Raw genomic sequence first — 15,976 nt, forward strand, 5'->3', positions numbered from 1 at the left:
GCATAAAGCCTCTTTTTGTTATTTTCTAATATTTAATTCTTTAATTAATTCACGATATTTTACAATATCCGTTTTAATTAAATAATCAAGTAAATTTCTACGTTTTCCTACTAGTTTCACTAGTGAACGTTCTGTATTATAATCTTTACGATTGTTTTTTAAATGATCTGACAAATGGTTTATTCTGTAAGTAAATAAGGCTATTTGACCTTCAGACGAACCTGTGTCTTTTTCAGATTTTCCGTGTTTTTTGAAAATCTCTGCTTTTTTTTCTGCTGCTAAATACATGCTAACATTAAGTTTTTTTAATTAATAATTTTTATGTATCGAATTATTTCGAGCCGCAAATATAAAACTATTATTTCGATTAGCAATAGTTAGTATTAAGTATTGAACACAATGTCTCAGATTAAAAGGGATGATGTATACCATTATTAGATACAAAAAATTGATTTTTAGCTATCAGATTTCTGAAAGAACTATCATTTTAATCTTCACCATAAATTAGTTTTAAAAAATCTTCTTTTCGAATATCGCCAAAATATTCATTGATATCAATGCTTTTTAATGCCATTGAAATATCTTCTTTTTCATAACGGATTCCTTTTAATAAATTTTCAAGATTTGCAACTGGTTCTTTACCAAAAAAATCTCCATAAATTACAACGTCTTTTATAAGTCCCTTTTCTACAAATATCCGCAGATCAATTTCACCAACCGGAAAACGATTGGTTCGTTGTATGTTAAATTTTGGTGACCGACCATAATTCCAATCCCAATTATCATACTTTTCTGCCTTAAGGTCATGTACTTTTTTCCATTCTTCAGGCGTTAAATAATAACTTTCAAAAGGTTCACTTTCTTCATAAAGTCCTTCCAATAATAATTTTCTAAATTGTTCGATTTTCATCGGGTTATTCAAAAACTCTGAAATATTAGCTACACGACTTCGAACAGATTTGTGACCTTTCGATTCAATTTTGCTCATTTTAACATTTAATGCATGCACCACTTCGGCTAAATCGGTGTCAAAAAGTAAAGTACCATGACTTATCATTCGCTTACCAGTAGAAAATTGAGCAGTACCAGAAATCTTCTTCTCCTCTACTTGAATATCATTTCTACCTTTTAGTTCGGCATTAAGACCTAATTGCTCTAACACTTTTATAACCGGAGCTGTAAACTTCTTGAAATTATTTAAACTTTTATTGTCGTGATTCGTAATAAAACTGAAATTAAGATTTCCAAAATCATGATATACCGCACCACCACCAGAAACTCGGCGAACTACATGAATGTTGTTTTCTGTAACGTATTGCTGGTTTATCTCTTCTAACGTATTTTGGTTCCGGCCAATTATTATAGAAGATTCATTGATGTAGAATAACAAGTAATCTTGGTCACTACTAAAGTTTCTCAACGCATATTCTTCAAGAGCAAGATTTAAGCGTGGGTCAGTAAATCCTTCGTTTTCTATAAAAATCATTTCCTAATTATTTGGGTGCAAATATAACAATGAAAAACCAACATTTTAAACCTTTTGTTCATCCTGTTGTCATAGTACCATAACTTATAAAAATAATTATGATGAAAAAACCAACATTTAAATTAGGATTAATGTCCTTATTATTGTCAGCAATGTTTTTTGTTGCTTGCGATAAAAACGAAACTATGCAAGAAGATTTACCTGCCGTATCCATTGATTTAAAAACAGCAGAAACCGAAACGGTTATGGATGAAGCTTCTGATGAAACAAGTGTAATTATTGAAGAAGCTTATCAAACGGTAGAATCTCCTAATACCAAGAGCAATGCATTAGAGCGATATTTACCCGATTGTGTTACAATTACCAAGGTAATTTCTGAAAACAAAAAATCAGTAACCGTTGATTTTGGTGAGGGCTGCGAATTACGTAATGGGAATTTTGTGAGTGGTGTAATTATTATGGAATATGAAAAGAACACCGAAGTAGCAACAAAAACTATATCTTACTCATTTAGTAATTTTTATTTTAACAGAAAACATATAGAAGGGCAAGGTTCTATTTTAAGAGAACGTTCAAATTCAAATGGAAACTTGCAATCCACTAAAACATTTAATATTACTGCAACTTGGCCAGACAATACTTTTGCTAATAAGGAAGGCACTAAGGTAAGAGAAATGATAGAGGGACATGATACAAAAACTTGGGGTGATAATGTATTTTTAATTTCGGGTAATTGGAAATTTACCAAAAAGAATGGCACTATACTTTCAGCCACGGTTATTAATCCATTAAGAAGGGAACTTGCCTGTAAATTTTTAGTAAGTGGAGTTATTGAATTAATTAAAAATGATAATAACGCTTTGTTAGATTATGGAGACGGTAGCTGTGATGATTTAGCTACAATAAACATAAATGACAATGGTTACAGAGAAATTCACCTGAGTAATTTATAACTTTGTAAACAATACATAAGCAACAAGACCTCACAGGCTTTCTACTTTGCTAAAGCATCAGCAGATTAGTGATACCGTTAGGTCTTATTTTTTAGTTTGTTTTTGAGCCTTTTCCTTAACTGCAGACTCTGTTCTAATCGGCAAATTCTGAATCAAATCAATATATAGATTAATTTGTTTTTTTAAGTCTTTTCGCTCTATTATTTTGTCTAAAAAACCATGTTCTAGTACAAATTCTGAACGTTGAAAACCTTCAGGTAAATCTTTACCTGTAGTATCTTTTACAACACGTGGTCCAGCAAAAGCAACAAGTGCATTTGGCTCAGCAAAATTTACATCACCTAACATGGCATATGATGCCGTTGTGCCTCCTGTTGTTGGGTCTGTACATAATGAAATATATGGAACACCTACCTCAGCTAACTGAGCTAATTTTGCAGATGTTTTCACTAATTGCATTAAAGAATAAGAAGCTTCTTGCATTCTTGCTCCTCCTGATTTCGAAATTATTAATAACGGAATTTTATTTTTAATTGAATAGTCTATTGCTCTAGCTATTTTTTCACCCACAACACTACCCATTGAACCTCCAATAAAAGAAAAATCCATGGCAGCAATGACCAATTCTTTACCAAAAGATTCACCAACTGCGGTTCTAATGGCATCTTTTAATTTTGTTTTTTCCTCTGCTTCTTTTAATCGATCTGTATATTTTTTTGTATCCGTAAAAGTTAAAGGATCTTTAGATGTTATTTTAGCATTAAGCTCCGTAAATTTATTTTCATCAAACAAAATTTCAAAGTACTCATTACTTCCAATTCTCACATGGTAACCATCTTCTGGACTCACATAAAAATTCTCTTTCAACTCCTCAGTATCAACAATTTTACCACTAGGTGTTTTGTACCAAAGTCCTTTTGGTACATCTTTTTTATCTTCAGTAGCAGTTTGAATTCCTTTATCTTTTCTTTTAAACCAAGACGACATATTATATAAATTTATTAAGATGCAAGTTACTAAAAAATAAGAAAGCCCAACAAAAATTAAATTTTATTGGGCTTTTTAGTTAAAAAGGTTTTTTACAATGTGTCAACATTGTTTAAATCTTCAAAGGCTTTTTTAAGTCTAGTCACAAAAGTGTCTTCACCTTTACGCAACCATACCCTTGGATCATAATATTTTTTATTGGGAGATTCAGGACCGTCTGGGCTACCAATTTGAGCTTTCAAATAATCAGCTTTTTCAATCATATAATCACGAATACCTGACATAAATGCATATTGCATATCCGTATCAATATTCATTTTTATAACTCCATAACCAATTGCTTCTCTAATTTCTTCAACAGTAGAACCTGACCCTCCATGAAAAACAAAATCAATATGATTATGCTCAACACCATATTTTTTGGTAACATATTCTTGTGAATTTCTTAGAATTTTTGGAGTTAACTTTACGTTACCTGGTTTATAAACACCATGAACATTACCAAATGCGGCAGCTATAGTAAATTTATCACTTATTTTTGAAAGTTCTTCATATGCATAAGCAACTTCTTCAGGTTGTGTATATAGTTTTGATTCATCAACATCACTATTGTCAACACCATCTTCTTCACCACCTGTAATACCTAATTCAATTTCCAACGTCATTCCCATTTTACTCATACGAGTCAAATAGGTTTTACAAATCTCTATATTTTCCTCAATTGGCTCTTCTGAAAGGTCAATCATATGACTACTATACAAAGGCTTGCCTGTTTCTTTGAAATGTAGTTCACTAGCATCTAATAAACCATCAATCCAAGGTAACAATTTTTTTGCACAATGGTCAGTATGTAAAATTACCGGCACACCATAAGCTTCTGCCAATATATGAATATGCTTAGCTCCTGCAATAGCACCTAAAACAGCTGCTTTCTGATTTTCATTACTAAGTCCTTTTCCTGCATTAAATTGAGCACCTCCATTAGAAAACTGGATAATAACTGGAGCATTTAAATCTCTAGCTGTTTCTAGCACACCATTAATAGTGTCTGATCCAATTACGTTAACCGCTGGTAATGCAAATCCTTTTTCCTTTGCATATTTGAAAATCTCTTGTACTTGGTCGCCTGTAGCAACACCTGGTTTTATATTGTGAGCCATAATTTATTGATTATAATTGAAATGTAAATTTACAAAAATTAAATAGGATGAACACAGGTGTATCTGTAAAAATACGAAAACGTTGTATTTTATATAATTTGTTATTTTACTTCGTAAAAGCACCTGAGACGAACTGAGTTTTCTGTTTTAAAATGGGTAATTAATACCAATATTATATACAGCATTACCAAAGTTGTAATTCTTGAACCATTTATTAGAAGAGCCAAGATAAGGTTCATAGGTTTTAAACCCGGCATCTAAACGAAACACTAAAAAACTAAAATCGTATCTAATACCAAACCCAGAACCTACCGCAATATCTTTTAGAGACGAAAGTCCATTAAACTTGGCTTTACTATCAGTTATGGATGAGTTGGTTATATCCCAAATATTACCAGCATCAATAAAAAGTGCACTATAAATATTGTTTACAACCTGAAAACGATATTCTAAATTTGAGGTAAGTTTTAAACTTCCCACATTAAATTCTAACCCATTGGTTTCTGAACCTGGCCCTAATTTAAAAGTATTCCATGCTCTAATATCATTAGAACCACCCGCTCTATAGCTTCTACTAAATGGTATGGATTCAGAACTACCCATAGGAAAAGCAGCCCCTATAAATGTTCTATGAACTAACGATGCCTTTGAATTAATACCCCAATATTTTTTATATTCAACTTCGGTTTTTATATACTGTGCTACCTCTAAACCAAAAAGTTCTTTTTTATTACTAGTAGAAGATTTATTTACAAACATTGATGTAATATTACCTGATGATACTAACTTAGCAGTGAAACCTGAAAAACTATTATCAGTAAAACCATCCCTATTGCTATAATTATAAGTGTATGACATAACTGGAACCAGTACATCTTCAGTTAAAATACTTCTTCGTTCTTCTACATCTTCTGCATTTTCATATTCGGTAGGGTTTGAAACGGAAAATCCTTCATCAGCATCAAGTATATATTCCAAATAATTTGAAGAGTTTAAATCGCCATCATCATCATATAAATTTTCTCCACCAACAGTTATATAGGTTTCATCAGGAACTATCACTTCTGCAATATTATCTAACTTATAAGCTTCAGACTTATAAATAGTAAAATATTTATCAGTTCTCAAATTTTTAATATACTGCATGTTTAGCAGTTCAAACTTATGGTCAGTAGTTTTAGAACTTTTCCAAGTATAATTTAAACCCCCAGTAATGTTTTGCCTATCTAAACCTATATTTCGTTGAAGAGCAATACTTAATTCAACATTGGTTTTAGGTGTCATTCTTTTTGGAATGATACCTTTAGTATTTATTGGGAATAGTATTCTTGGAAATTTTAAAGTTGCACTTGAACCAATTTCCCATGCATTAAAAAAACGATCACTATCTGCAATTTCAGCTGCTACATTTAAAAAAGAGCCTTGAAATGACACTTCTAATACTTCAGCTCCTCTAAATACATTTCTGTTTGACCAAGATACTTTACCCAATATACCAAATGGCTTAATGTTAGAGGTAATATACTCATTATCAATTCCAAAAGAGAATTTTTTTAGTGGTGTTAAATATATATTTGAAGTAAGTGAACCGTCTTCGTTTTCTTCATATTTAATATCTAATGAAGGTTTAAAATTCTGTAAATCTCTTAAATAGGCTCTAGTTAATTGCTGTTCTGTATCTCTATATATACTATCTTTTTGAATAATAATAGCATTTGCCAAATATTTAGGGTTGTACGCTAATTTATTGGTTGACTTAAAATTATACCCCTTATAAGATACAGAATCTTGAATCGGTTTGTTTTTATCAACAAAAGAAAAATCAGTATAAACATTTACCGTACTTACTTTTCTAATCTTAAAAGGCTCTGTATAAACACTATCATTTTTTTCAATGACCCTGTCATTTATCTCTAAGGTCACACTCGTTCTGTAAGGCGATAAACCCAACGTATCTATCCAATACTCCATGTTGTTTTTTCCAAAATAATAAACACCAGAATTTCTAAATATTTCAATTAGACGGTCTTCCTCATTTTCAAACTTGGTATAATCTATCTGATCTCCAACCTTAACCAAAGACTTGCCTCTATACAGTTTATATAGCGAATCAAGAACGGGTGAGCTAATATCAGTTGCTATACTATCAATAAAATAAGGGTTATTTTTAGTAACCAAATAATCAACAGTAATTTTTTTATTGTCTTTTTTTATTTGTTTAAAACTGGCTTCAGCATCAAAATAGCCCTTACTTTGATAATACTTAGTCAAAGAACTTACCGATTTTCTAATTTTTGTGCTGTCAGAAATTACAGGAGCATTGCCATTTTTCAAAAACCAAGCATTTATTCCATTATAGGCATTTTCCATTGCCTTTACTTGTTTTTGAGAAAAGACATTGACTAATTTTCGTTCTTTATTTGGGTTTTTATCTAACCACTCTTGAAACTTTATTTCATAATTTGGTTTTGCAAAATTATAAATATGCAGAGAAATAGGAATTCCGAGTATCTTTGTATTAGGAGTTTGTCTAAGGTAACTAATAACATCAGGGTTGCCAATTTTTTTATCATCTACCACAATAGTGTTTTTTGATAGCAGATATTTATCCTGAGGAACCCTTTTGGTTGCAGTACAAGAAATAATTACAACAGTTAATATTATAAATACTATTATTTTAGCAAAATAGTTATACAACGCAATTTTCGATTTAAAGGGAATATTTATTAAAACACCAAAAATACTACTATTTAGATGTTAAGCAAAAATGAACATAAATTAATAACGAGTTTACAACAAAAAAAGTACCGAATTCAACATCAATTGTTTGTTGCTGAGGGCGTAAAGGTTGTAAACGAATTTTTAAACTCTAATCTTCAACTCCATAAGTTATTTTGTACTGAGGATTATTCCCATTCCATATCAAAATATGAGCCAGAAATAATTACAGACAAAGAATTATTGAAATTAAGTAAATTATCTACACCAAATAAGGTTATTGCTATATTTAAAATTCCTGTAGCTAATGCCATAAAGACAGAAGGATTAACTGTTGCTTTAGATGCTATTAACGATCCGGGAAATTTAGGAACCATTATCCGCTTGTGCGACTGGTTTGGTGTATCTCAACTAATATGTTCTTCAGACACGGTTGATTGTTACAATAGCAAAGTGGTACAGGCGACCATGGGATCATTAACCAGACTGTCAATTATTTACACTGATTTAAACACATATTTAAAAAATGCCAGTAGCCCCATTTATGGTGCCGTAATGGATGGCAAAAATGTATACAATACTGATTTAGAAAAAAATGGAATTTTAGTAATGGGTAATGAATCGCAAGGAATTTCAACGGAAATTGAACATTTATTGAGTCAAAAAATAACAATTCCAAAGTTTAGTAAAAACAATACTCCTGAAAGTTTAAATGTAGCAACCGCAACTGCTATTTTATTGAATGAGTTTAGAAGATAAAGTAACTATTCAAAAGTTAGGTTTAAGAAAACCCCTCTTGTTCCATAATAGTCTATGGGTAAAGTCCATGGGCTACTTGGATTGTTATCTCGAACTAATTCATTATTCATTGCAAAAATGCCCCTAATAGATGGTGAAAACTTAAAGTGTGGTAAATAGAAATCTACTCCTAAACCAACCTCGTACATAAAGTTATTGGATTTCATTCTAAACTCACCTTCAAAATTATCATCTGAATTTTTCTGATTACTAGAAAAATTATAATCATAAGACACGCCCCCAATTACAAAAGCACGCATATTATCTAAACGATCTGTTCTAAATTGAAGTAATAAAGGAATTCTAAAATAAGTAGCTGGCACTTCTCTCACCCTATCTTTTTCTGTATCTGGAATGGTTGGGTTAGAAAACGTCAACACTTTAGAGTTACTAGACAAACCAGGCTCAAGTCTTATATTTAGGTTATCACTAATATTATAACCTAAAACCAGACCAATATTAAAACCATACTTTTCTTCAACATCTACAAACGAGTTTGCTAGCTCATAACTAACCTTAAAGCCTTTTTTATTGATTCCTAAATAATATCCGTAATGGATTTTTTTCTTATCCTTATTAGGAAGGTTTATTACTTTATCTTTTTGAGCAAATGAATTGCCAATAAAAATTAGTACACTAACTATACATAAAAATGATCTATTCATTCTTTTAATATTTTCATTTTGAAGAATGTGTTATCACACAAACTTCACATTTACAATATATTACAACAAAACGCTGCTTCCAATTTATTTCGTTGCGGTATAAATGGAGGCAGATCCAAAAGTTAGGGGTTTGTTAGTTGCATTATTAAACCCATTTTTCTCTAAAATATTGTTGAACTTTTTGCCATAAGGAAAAACTGCAGCAGATTCTGGCAAATATGTATATGCTCTTTTATCCTTAGACCCTAATTTACCTATGGTTGGGATAATATATTTCGAATAAAAATTAAATAGCTGTTTTACAGGAAATTTTTCAGGTTGTGAAGTTTCTAATACCACAAAAATTCCGTCAGGTTTTAAAACGCGATGAATTTCTTGCAAACCTTTATCTAAATTTTCAAAATTTCGAACGCCAAAACCAACTGTAATAGCATCAAAACTATTATCATCAAAAGGTAAATTTTCAGAATCACCGATAATCATTTCAATTAATCCGTCAAGGTTTTTCTCTTTAACTTTTTTGATACCAACATCTAACATACCTTTTGAAATATCTAAACCGATAATCTTCTCTGGCTTTAATTTTGACAACATTATAGCAAAATCACCAGTTCCGGTAGCAATATCAAGTATGGTTTTTGGATTTTTCTCACCTACAATTTGCACTACTCTTTTACGCCATTTTATATCAATACCAAATGTCATAATTCTGTTTATGAAGTCGTAATTACCAGAAACATTGTCAAACATTTCTGCAACTTGTTCTTTTTTACTTAATTCAGAATCTTTATATGGCGTAACTCTATTAGTCATATTGTAATTTTTGCCCTCCTTTGTTAAACTTTGGAGTATGAAGGTGCAAAGATAATGATTCAAGGCAAACTAACGAACTAATTAATTTTATAAAAACACTTAATAACTCGCTTTAAATAATATAATTAGCTAAACACTTGACAAAGGGTATGCGGATATTGTATATTTGCATTCGTTTTTTTTAACACATTAAAAACCCTCGTATAACATATGAAATTATCACATTTTAAATTTGAACTTCCAGAAGAGTTATTAGCTAGCTATCCTTCAGAGCAAAGAGATGAAGCAAGACTAATGGTCTTAGATAGAAAAACACAAACAATTGAGCATAAATCATTTAAAGACCTTATAAATTATTTTGATGAAGGTGATGTTATGGTTTTCAATAACACAAAGGTTTTTCCGGCAAGATTGTATGGTAACAAAGAAAAAACTGGAGCTAGAATTGAAGTATTTTTATTACGAGAATTAAATGCAGAAAGTAGATTGTGGGATGTTTTAGTTGATCCTGCAAGAAAAATAAGAATAGGAAACAAATTGTTTTTTGGAGACAATGACGATTTAGTGGCTGAGGTTATTGACAATACTACTTCTAGAGGAAGAACATTACGTTTCTTATTTGATGGATCTTATGAAGCGTTTAGAAAAAAACTACAAGAATTAGGAGAAACTCCATTACCAAAATATATTGAAAGAGATGTTGAGCCTTTGGATGATGAGAGATATCAAACAATATATGCGAAACATGAAGGGGCTGTTGCTGCACCAACTGCAGGTCTTCACTTTTCTAGACATCTTTTAAAAAGACTTGAAATTAAAGGTATAGACTTAGCTGAAGTTACATTACATGTTGGTTTAGGTACTTTTAACCCCGTTGAAGTAGAAGATTTATCAAAACATAAAATGGATTCTGAGGAAATTGATATTCCTGAAAATACAGCGAAAATGATTAATAATGCCATTGACACTAAAAAAAGAGTGGTAGCTATTGGCACAACAGTTATGAGAACTTTAGAAAGTTCTGTTTCTGCTGACCATCATTTAAAATCATATAACGGATGGACTAATAAGTTTATTTTCCCTCCTTACGAGTTTAGTATTGCAGATGCAATGGTTACTAATTTTCATACCCCAAAGTCTACTTTAATGATGATGGCAGCAGCTTTTGCTGGACATGATTTTCTAAAAGAAGCCTACGCATTAGCTATTAAAGAAAAATATAATTTTTATTCTTATGGTGATGCCATGTTAATAATATAATTAGATTATTACACATTAAACAGCAAAGCCTTATATTAGAATAATATGAGGCTTTTTTTTATACCTTTACGGAAATTGTTATATATGCAAAAAGTTCTACTTTCACTATTATTATGTATATCAGCACTTGTATCAGCACAGGTTACCAATGAAGGCGAACCTGTTAGCTGGAGTTTGACGAATACAAAAACAGCTTCTAAATCGATAATGCTACCAAAATTAGATCTAAATCAACTTAGAACTGAAGACCTTAAGAGCGATAAAATAAAAACAAAACCATACAGAATCGGCGTTTCTAATGAAGTTAATTATGGATTAAAAAGTGGGGGTATTTGGACAGATTTACCGAACGGAGACCGTATTTGGCAAATTTCATTTGCTTCACCTGAAGCATTGCATTTAAGTGTTAATTTTAATAGTTTTTATTTACCAGAAGGCAGTACTATTTATTTATATAACAAAGAGAGGTCAGACCTAATTGGTGCCATAACTTCTAGTGCAAATAATAATAAAAATGAACTGGGTACTTGGTTTGTAAAAGGAGATCATATATTCGTAGAATATTACGAACCTGAAGAAGTAAAAGGGCAAGGCAAATTAAATATTGGCTCAGTAATACATGGTTATAGGTTGGCTGACGAGGTTCAAACTGGTTATGAAAATAAATCAATCTTAAAAATTAACAGTTCTGGAGACTGTAATCTTGACGTTAATTGTACTATTGGATCAGATTTTGAAGCTTATAAAGACGAATTAAAAAAATCAGTTGCGTTTTTAAATATGGGCGATGGCTATATTTGCTCAGGTAGTTTAATAAACAATGCGGCTTTAGATAAAAAACCTTACTTTTTGTCGGCGGAACATTGTTTAGAAAGAGAGACTGATGAGACCGCAGCAAATCCTGCACTATTTTCAATGCGTTTTAATTGGATAAGCCCTAATCCTGTTTGTGCAGCTATTACCAATAGCACAGAAACTACAGATGAGTTCACTATGATGGGCTCAACATTACGTGCACAATATGCTGATTCTGACATGCTTTTATTAGAATTAAATAATCCTATTCCAACAGATTGGGATGTTACTTTTGCAGGATGGGATAGAACCGACATTAATCCTACTTTTGAAGTTGGCATTCATCATCCTGAAGGTGATATTATGAAAATATCTAGAGATGATACCGGTGCTGTAAAAGCAACTTCTGATGGTAAAGATCTATGGTTAATTGGTGGCTTAAATGATGGGATTGGTTCTGGCGATGGCTGGGAGCTAGGGGTAACCGAAGGTGGCTCGTCGGGTTCTCCACTATTTAATCAAAACGGACATATTATCGGACAATTATATGGCGGTAATGCAGTTTGCACGGGTACTTCCGATAACGATGATTTTGATTTATATGGACGCTTAGCTATTTCATGGAATGGCGGTTCTACGGCAGCAACACGATTAAAAGATTGGCTAGACCCTCAATCAAATAATGCAACTACCCTAAACAGTTTTTCAAATACATTAGCAGTAATAGATGATGATTTTAGTAATAATATTACATTATACCCAAATCCGTCAAGCGGAATTTTCAAAGTAAAGATTCACGAATTAACAGGTAACCTAACTTATGAAGTTTATAATTTATTAGGTCAAACTTTGGTTATGAATACACCTATTACAAATAATACTATAAACTTGAATAACTTTTCTAATAATATCTATTTTATCAGAATAACAGAAACAGAAACCAATAATACCTTAGTTAAAAAGGTTGTTTTAAGTAAATAATGAAGAAAAAACAAGACATAAGAGCCTTAACCAAAGAACAACTTAGAGACTTCTTTGCCGAAAATAACGACAAAGCTTTTCGTGGTAATCAGGTATACGAATGGTTATGGCATAAAGCATCGCACTCTTTTGATGACATGACGAATTTATCAAAAGAAACAAGAACAATGTTACAGGATAATTTTGTTATCAATCATATTGAAGTTGATCAGATGCAACGATCTAACGATGGCACAATAAAAAACGCTATAAAGTTGCATGATAATATGATTGTAGAATCTGTTTTAATTCCTACCGACACCAGAACCACAGCTTGTGTTTCTAGTCAAGTAGGTTGCAGTTTAGATTGTAATTTTTGTGCTACAGCTCGCTTAAAACGTATGCGGAATCTAAATCCTGATGAAATTTACGATCAAGTGGTTGCTATTGATAAACAAAGTAGATTATACCACAAACATAAATTATCAAACATTGTATTTATGGGTATGGGTGAACCCCTTTTAAACTATAAAAATGTATTAGCTTCAATAGAAAAAATAACATCTGATGAAGGCTTAGGCATGTCACCAAAACGCATTACCCTATCCACTGTTGGAATACCAAAAATGATAAAAAAATTGGCAGATGATGAAGTGAAATTTAATTTGGCAGTTTCCTTACATTCTGCTATAGATGAGATTCGCTCTAAAATGATGCCCATTAACGAAAAAAGTAACTTAGCCGAATTATTAGAATCACTTCAATACTGGTATGCTAAAACCAATCAGAAAATTACCTTTGAATATGTAATTTGGAAAGGAATAAATGACACCCAAAACGATGTCAACGCCTTAGTAGATTACTGTAAGAAAGTACCTTCTAAAGTAAATTTAATAGAATATAACGCCATTGACGATGGTGAGTTTCAACAAGCCTCTGTTGCTGCTACCGACATGTATGTTAGAACTTTAGAAGCTAACCGAATTGTGGTTAACGTACGTCGAAGTCGTGGTAAAGATATTGATGCTGCCTGTGGGCAACTCGCCAATAAAAGCTAAAAAAAGCCTTAAATTTTTAAATTTAAGGCTTTTATATACTTATTTATTATCCTAAAATAACAACGATACTCCAACCAAAAAATTGGTAGTTGCTTGGGGATAATAACCTTGAATTTCTTTTGAAGACCCTGGTGTGCTCCAGAAATCTAAATAGGTATATCCATTAGATTCGTACTTTTCATTAAAAACATTATTAACCAATCCAGATAAAACTATAGATTTAAAAATCTTTTTTGGTTTGATTTCATAAGTAATATTAAAATCGTTTACAAAATAACTGTCTAATTTTGAAGCTTCCGTATCCGTATTACTTAGATACTGCTCCCCGACATACTTCGTTAAAAAGATAAAATTTAAATTTTCTATGGGTTCATAATTAAGCATATTACTAACCACTGTATTTGGCGAAAATGAAATATTCGTTGAGCCTATATTATTTACAATACCATCTCTTTCTAGCATAAAATCTTTAATTTTATTCGTACTAAAAGCAACAGTTGGTATCACAGAAAATTTATTGGTTACTTTAATATTAGCATCAATCTCTAGTCCTGCTCTAAAACTATTTGGTACGTTAGCTCTTTTATAATCTCCAACATCATCGATATCTCCTGTAAGAACTAATTGATTTTTATAATCCATATAGTAAGCATTGATATTTATGTTTGCCTTTTCTGAAGCATATCTCCAACCTAATTCAAAGTCACTTAATCTTTCTGATTCCGGTTTAGTCTCCGCTTTAAAATCATCTCTATTCGGTTCTCTATTGGCTACTGCGAAAGATCCATAAATACTACTGTTATCATTTATCAAGTATGTTAAACCCATTTTAGGATTAAAAAATGAAAAATTTTCATCAACAAGTAAAGGAACTTGATCGGATGTAACTCCTGTTGTTTTATAATCTACTAATCTTAGTTGAAGGTCTCCATAAGCTTGTAGCTTTTCACTAATTTTAAAAGTTGCTTTAGAGAAAAAAGACACATCTTCCTTTTTACCATTTCCATCATAATAATGATCTCCAAGGGAAGTTCCTCCAGAATTTTGAGCCCAGATAACTTCACCATAGTGATCAGAATCATAACTACTATAAGAACCTCCAAAAATTAAATTTAACGAGTCATCTTTATAATCAACATTTAAATTAGCAACATAAAAATCTGGTGTTAACCACCTTCTTCGTATTAAATCTGTTGAATTGATAGTTTCACCTCCTAATTCAATTGGTGTGAAATTATAATCTTCAAAATCTTCGCCATCCTTAAACTGCTCAAAATAACCTCTTCCTTTGGTATAATTCAATCCTAAATTTGTTGACCATCGATTAGAATACCTTTGATTCCAATGCAATTGATAATGGTCTTGTTTAAAATTATCTACTTCATTATCATATGTATAATAATTAAAAGTTCTATCGGTTTTTAATGTTTCCGAATCTACACCATACCAAGATTGGTAAGTCACTTCATTACCCCCAAAAGCTAAGGCTTTTATTAGTGTATTATCATCTTTGTAGGCTGCCTGTAAAAAATAAGATTTCAAATTAGACGAGGCTCTATCTACATATCCATCAGAAGTAATTTTTGAGAGTCTACCAGCTATTTCAATATGGTTATTTAACAACCCAGTGCTAAACTTCACACTATTCTTATAGGTATTAAAACTTCCAAGAGAAGATGATATTTGCCCATAAGCATTATCTGCAACAGCGTCAGTCAACAAATTTAAACTAGCACCAAATGCACCAGACCCATTTACTGAGGTACCTACACCACGTTGTAATTGCAAATTTTCTACAGAAGAAGCAATATCTGGCATATTTACCCAAAAAGTTCCCTGAGATTCAGCGTCATTATAAGGAATACCGTTAATGGTTACATTTACTCTAGTACCATCACTACCCCTTACGCGTATACCAGTATATCCAACTCCAGCTCCAGCATCTGATGTAGTAACCACTGAAGGCAAATAGTTCATTAAAATGGGAATGTCTTGCCCTAAATTCCGTTTACTTAACTCTACTTTATCAATGTTGGAATGGGTAATAGGCGAAGTGGCGTTTACACGCACAGCTTTAACAATAACTTCGTCTAGTTTTTCTACTCTGACAGAATCTTTTTGTTTTTCTTGTGAAAATAATTGTGTGGATAGCAGGAGTCCCGCTATAGATAATGGTAATTTAAAATAATGAAATTTCATCCGATATAAAATTATCGAATAAAAAGAGGTAATTATTCTTTGTTTAAAAAATTGAACTTACTGAAGCCATAACTTCATATGAACAATAAAAAGTACAAATGACTTTTAATTGTCAACTTCCCTA

General features: G+C 31.6%; 13 protein-coding genes. 5 read left to right on the forward strand and 8 right to left on the reverse strand.

Annotated features, from left to right (window positions below):
• Window positions 1-18: 18 nt before the first annotated feature.
• Together rpsO and D3P13_RS03630 are read right to left on the reverse strand one after the other, a co-directional pair.
• Window positions 19-288: a 30S ribosomal protein S15 gene (gene rpsO, locus D3P13_RS03625; protein ID WP_117879916.1), complete on the reverse strand. Its 270-nt coding sequence runs from the start codon at window positions 286-288 to the stop codon at window positions 19-21.
• A 199-nt stretch (window positions 289-487) separates the two neighbouring features.
• Window positions 488-1,486, reverse strand: coding sequence for a lipoate--protein ligase (locus D3P13_RS03630; protein ID WP_117879917.1), 999 nt, complete (start codon window positions 1,484-1,486; stop codon window positions 488-490).
• Window positions 1,487-1,584: 98 nt separating this feature from the next.
• Here D3P13_RS03630 and D3P13_RS03635 point away from each other — a divergent pair, with 98 nt between their 5' ends.
• Entirely contained in the window at window positions 1,585-2,439 is an 855-nt protein-coding gene (locus D3P13_RS03635) for a hypothetical protein (RefSeq protein ID WP_117879918.1), read from the forward strand.
• Window positions 2,440-2,523: 84 nt separating this feature from the next.
• Here D3P13_RS03635 and accD read toward each other — a convergent pair whose 3' ends face one another.
• From accD to tamL, 3 genes are all read right to left on the reverse strand, one after another.
• On the reverse strand, window positions 2,524-3,426 hold the full coding sequence (accD, locus tag D3P13_RS03640; protein WP_117879919.1) for an acetyl-CoA carboxylase, carboxyltransferase subunit beta: 903 nt from the start codon (window positions 3,424-3,426) through the stop codon (window positions 2,524-2,526).
• Between the two features lie 92 nt (window positions 3,427-3,518).
• Window positions 3,519-4,586, reverse strand: a complete 1,068-nt coding sequence (gene fbaA / locus D3P13_RS03645) for a class II fructose-bisphosphate aldolase (RefSeq protein ID WP_117879920.1) — start codon at window positions 4,584-4,586, stop codon at window positions 3,519-3,521.
• A gap of 147 nt (window positions 4,587-4,733) precedes the next feature.
• Window positions 4,734-7,283: a translocation and assembly module lipoprotein TamL gene (gene tamL / locus D3P13_RS03650; RefSeq protein ID WP_117879921.1), complete on the reverse strand. Its 2,550-nt coding sequence runs from the start codon at window positions 7,281-7,283 to the stop codon at window positions 4,734-4,736.
• Window positions 7,284-7,340: 57 nt separating this feature from the next.
• Here tamL and D3P13_RS03655 point away from each other — a divergent pair, with 57 nt between their 5' ends.
• Entirely contained in the window at window positions 7,341-8,063 is a 723-nt protein-coding gene (locus tag D3P13_RS03655) for a TrmH family RNA methyltransferase (RefSeq protein WP_117879922.1), read from the forward strand.
• A 5-nt stretch (window positions 8,064-8,068) separates the two neighbouring features.
• Here the strand turns inward: D3P13_RS03655 and porT are convergent, their stop codons facing one another.
• Both porT and ubiE read right to left on the reverse strand, forming a co-directional pair.
• Entirely contained in the window at window positions 8,069-8,767 is a 699-nt protein-coding gene (porT, locus tag D3P13_RS03660; RefSeq protein WP_117879923.1) for a type IX secretion/gliding motility protein PorT/SprT, read from the reverse strand.
• A gap of 84 nt (window positions 8,768-8,851) precedes the next feature.
• Window positions 8,852-9,580, reverse strand: coding sequence for a bifunctional demethylmenaquinone methyltransferase/2-methoxy-6-polyprenyl-1,4-benzoquinol methylase UbiE (gene ubiE / locus D3P13_RS03665; RefSeq protein ID WP_117879924.1), 729 nt, complete (start codon window positions 9,578-9,580; stop codon window positions 8,852-8,854).
• Between the two features lie 210 nt (window positions 9,581-9,790).
• On the opposite strand from ubiE, the gene queA reads away from it, so the two are divergent.
• The 3 genes from queA (at window position 9,791) to rlmN (ending at window position 13,653) form a co-directional block, all read left to right on the forward strand.
• Window positions 9,791-10,840 carry a tRNA preQ1(34) S-adenosylmethionine ribosyltransferase-isomerase QueA gene (queA, locus tag D3P13_RS03670; RefSeq protein WP_117879925.1) on the forward strand — a complete coding sequence of 350 codons (1,050 nt, stop codon included), beginning with the start codon at window positions 9,791-9,793 and terminating at the stop codon, window positions 10,838-10,840.
• An 84-nt stretch (window positions 10,841-10,924) separates the two neighbouring features.
• Window positions 10,925-12,616: a T9SS type A sorting domain-containing protein gene (locus D3P13_RS03675; RefSeq protein WP_157972823.1), complete on the forward strand. Its 1,692-nt coding sequence runs from the start codon at window positions 10,925-10,927 to the stop codon at window positions 12,614-12,616.
• Window positions 12,616-13,653, forward strand: coding sequence for a 23S rRNA (adenine(2503)-C(2))-methyltransferase RlmN (rlmN, locus tag D3P13_RS03680; protein ID WP_198679949.1), 1,038 nt, complete (start codon window positions 12,616-12,618; stop codon window positions 13,651-13,653). Before D3P13_RS03675 ends, rlmN begins: the two co-directional genes overlap by 1 nt.
• 51 nt (window positions 13,654-13,704) lie before the next feature.
• On the opposite strand, the gene D3P13_RS03685 is transcribed toward rlmN, so the two are convergent.
• Window positions 13,705-15,852, reverse strand: coding sequence for a TonB-dependent receptor (locus D3P13_RS03685; RefSeq protein WP_117879928.1), 2,148 nt, complete (start codon window positions 15,850-15,852; stop codon window positions 13,705-13,707).
• Between the last annotated feature and the right edge of the window lie 124 nt (window positions 15,853-15,976).

Source organism: Aureibaculum luteum (assembly GCF_003449015.1).
GTDB lineage: Bacteria > Bacteroidota > Bacteroidia > Flavobacteriales > Flavobacteriaceae > Aureibaculum > Aureibaculum luteum.

What these genes read in the sequence shown, in the direction of transcription:
- rpsO (WP_117879916.1), bottom strand. Translation starts at nt 288, where the DNA reads ATGTATTTAGCAGCAGAAAAAAAAGCAGAGATTTTCAAAAAACACGGA.
- D3P13_RS03630 (WP_117879917.1), bottom strand. Translation starts at nt 1,486, where the DNA reads ATGATTTTTATAGAAAACGAAGGATTTACTGACCCACGCTTAAATCTT.
- D3P13_RS03635 (WP_117879918.1), top strand. Translation starts at nt 1,585, where the DNA reads ATGATGAAAAAACCAACATTTAAATTAGGATTAATGTCCTTATTATTG.
- accD (WP_117879919.1), bottom strand. Translation starts at nt 3,426, where the DNA reads ATGTCGTCTTGGTTTAAAAGAAAAGATAAAGGAATTCAAACTGCTACT.
- fbaA (WP_117879920.1), bottom strand. Translation starts at nt 4,586, where the DNA reads ATGGCTCACAATATAAAACCAGGTGTTGCTACAGGCGACCAAGTACAA.
- D3P13_RS03655 (WP_117879922.1), top strand. Translation starts at nt 7,341, where the DNA reads ATGTTAAGCAAAAATGAACATAAATTAATAACGAGTTTACAACAAAAA.
- porT (WP_117879923.1), bottom strand. Translation starts at nt 8,767, where the DNA reads ATGAATAGATCATTTTTATGTATAGTTAGTGTACTAATTTTTATTGGC.
- ubiE (WP_117879924.1), bottom strand. Translation starts at nt 9,580, where the DNA reads ATGACTAATAGAGTTACGCCATATAAAGATTCTGAATTAAGTAAAAAA.
- queA (WP_117879925.1), top strand. Translation starts at nt 9,791, where the DNA reads ATGAAATTATCACATTTTAAATTTGAACTTCCAGAAGAGTTATTAGCT.
- D3P13_RS03675 (WP_157972823.1), top strand. Translation starts at nt 10,925, where the DNA reads ATGCAAAAAGTTCTACTTTCACTATTATTATGTATATCAGCACTTGTA.
- rlmN (WP_198679949.1), top strand. Translation starts at nt 12,616, where the DNA reads ATGAAGAAAAAACAAGACATAAGAGCCTTAACCAAAGAACAACTTAGA.
- D3P13_RS03685 (WP_117879928.1), bottom strand. Translation starts at nt 15,852, where the DNA reads ATGAAATTTCATTATTTTAAATTACCATTATCTATAGCGGGACTCCTG.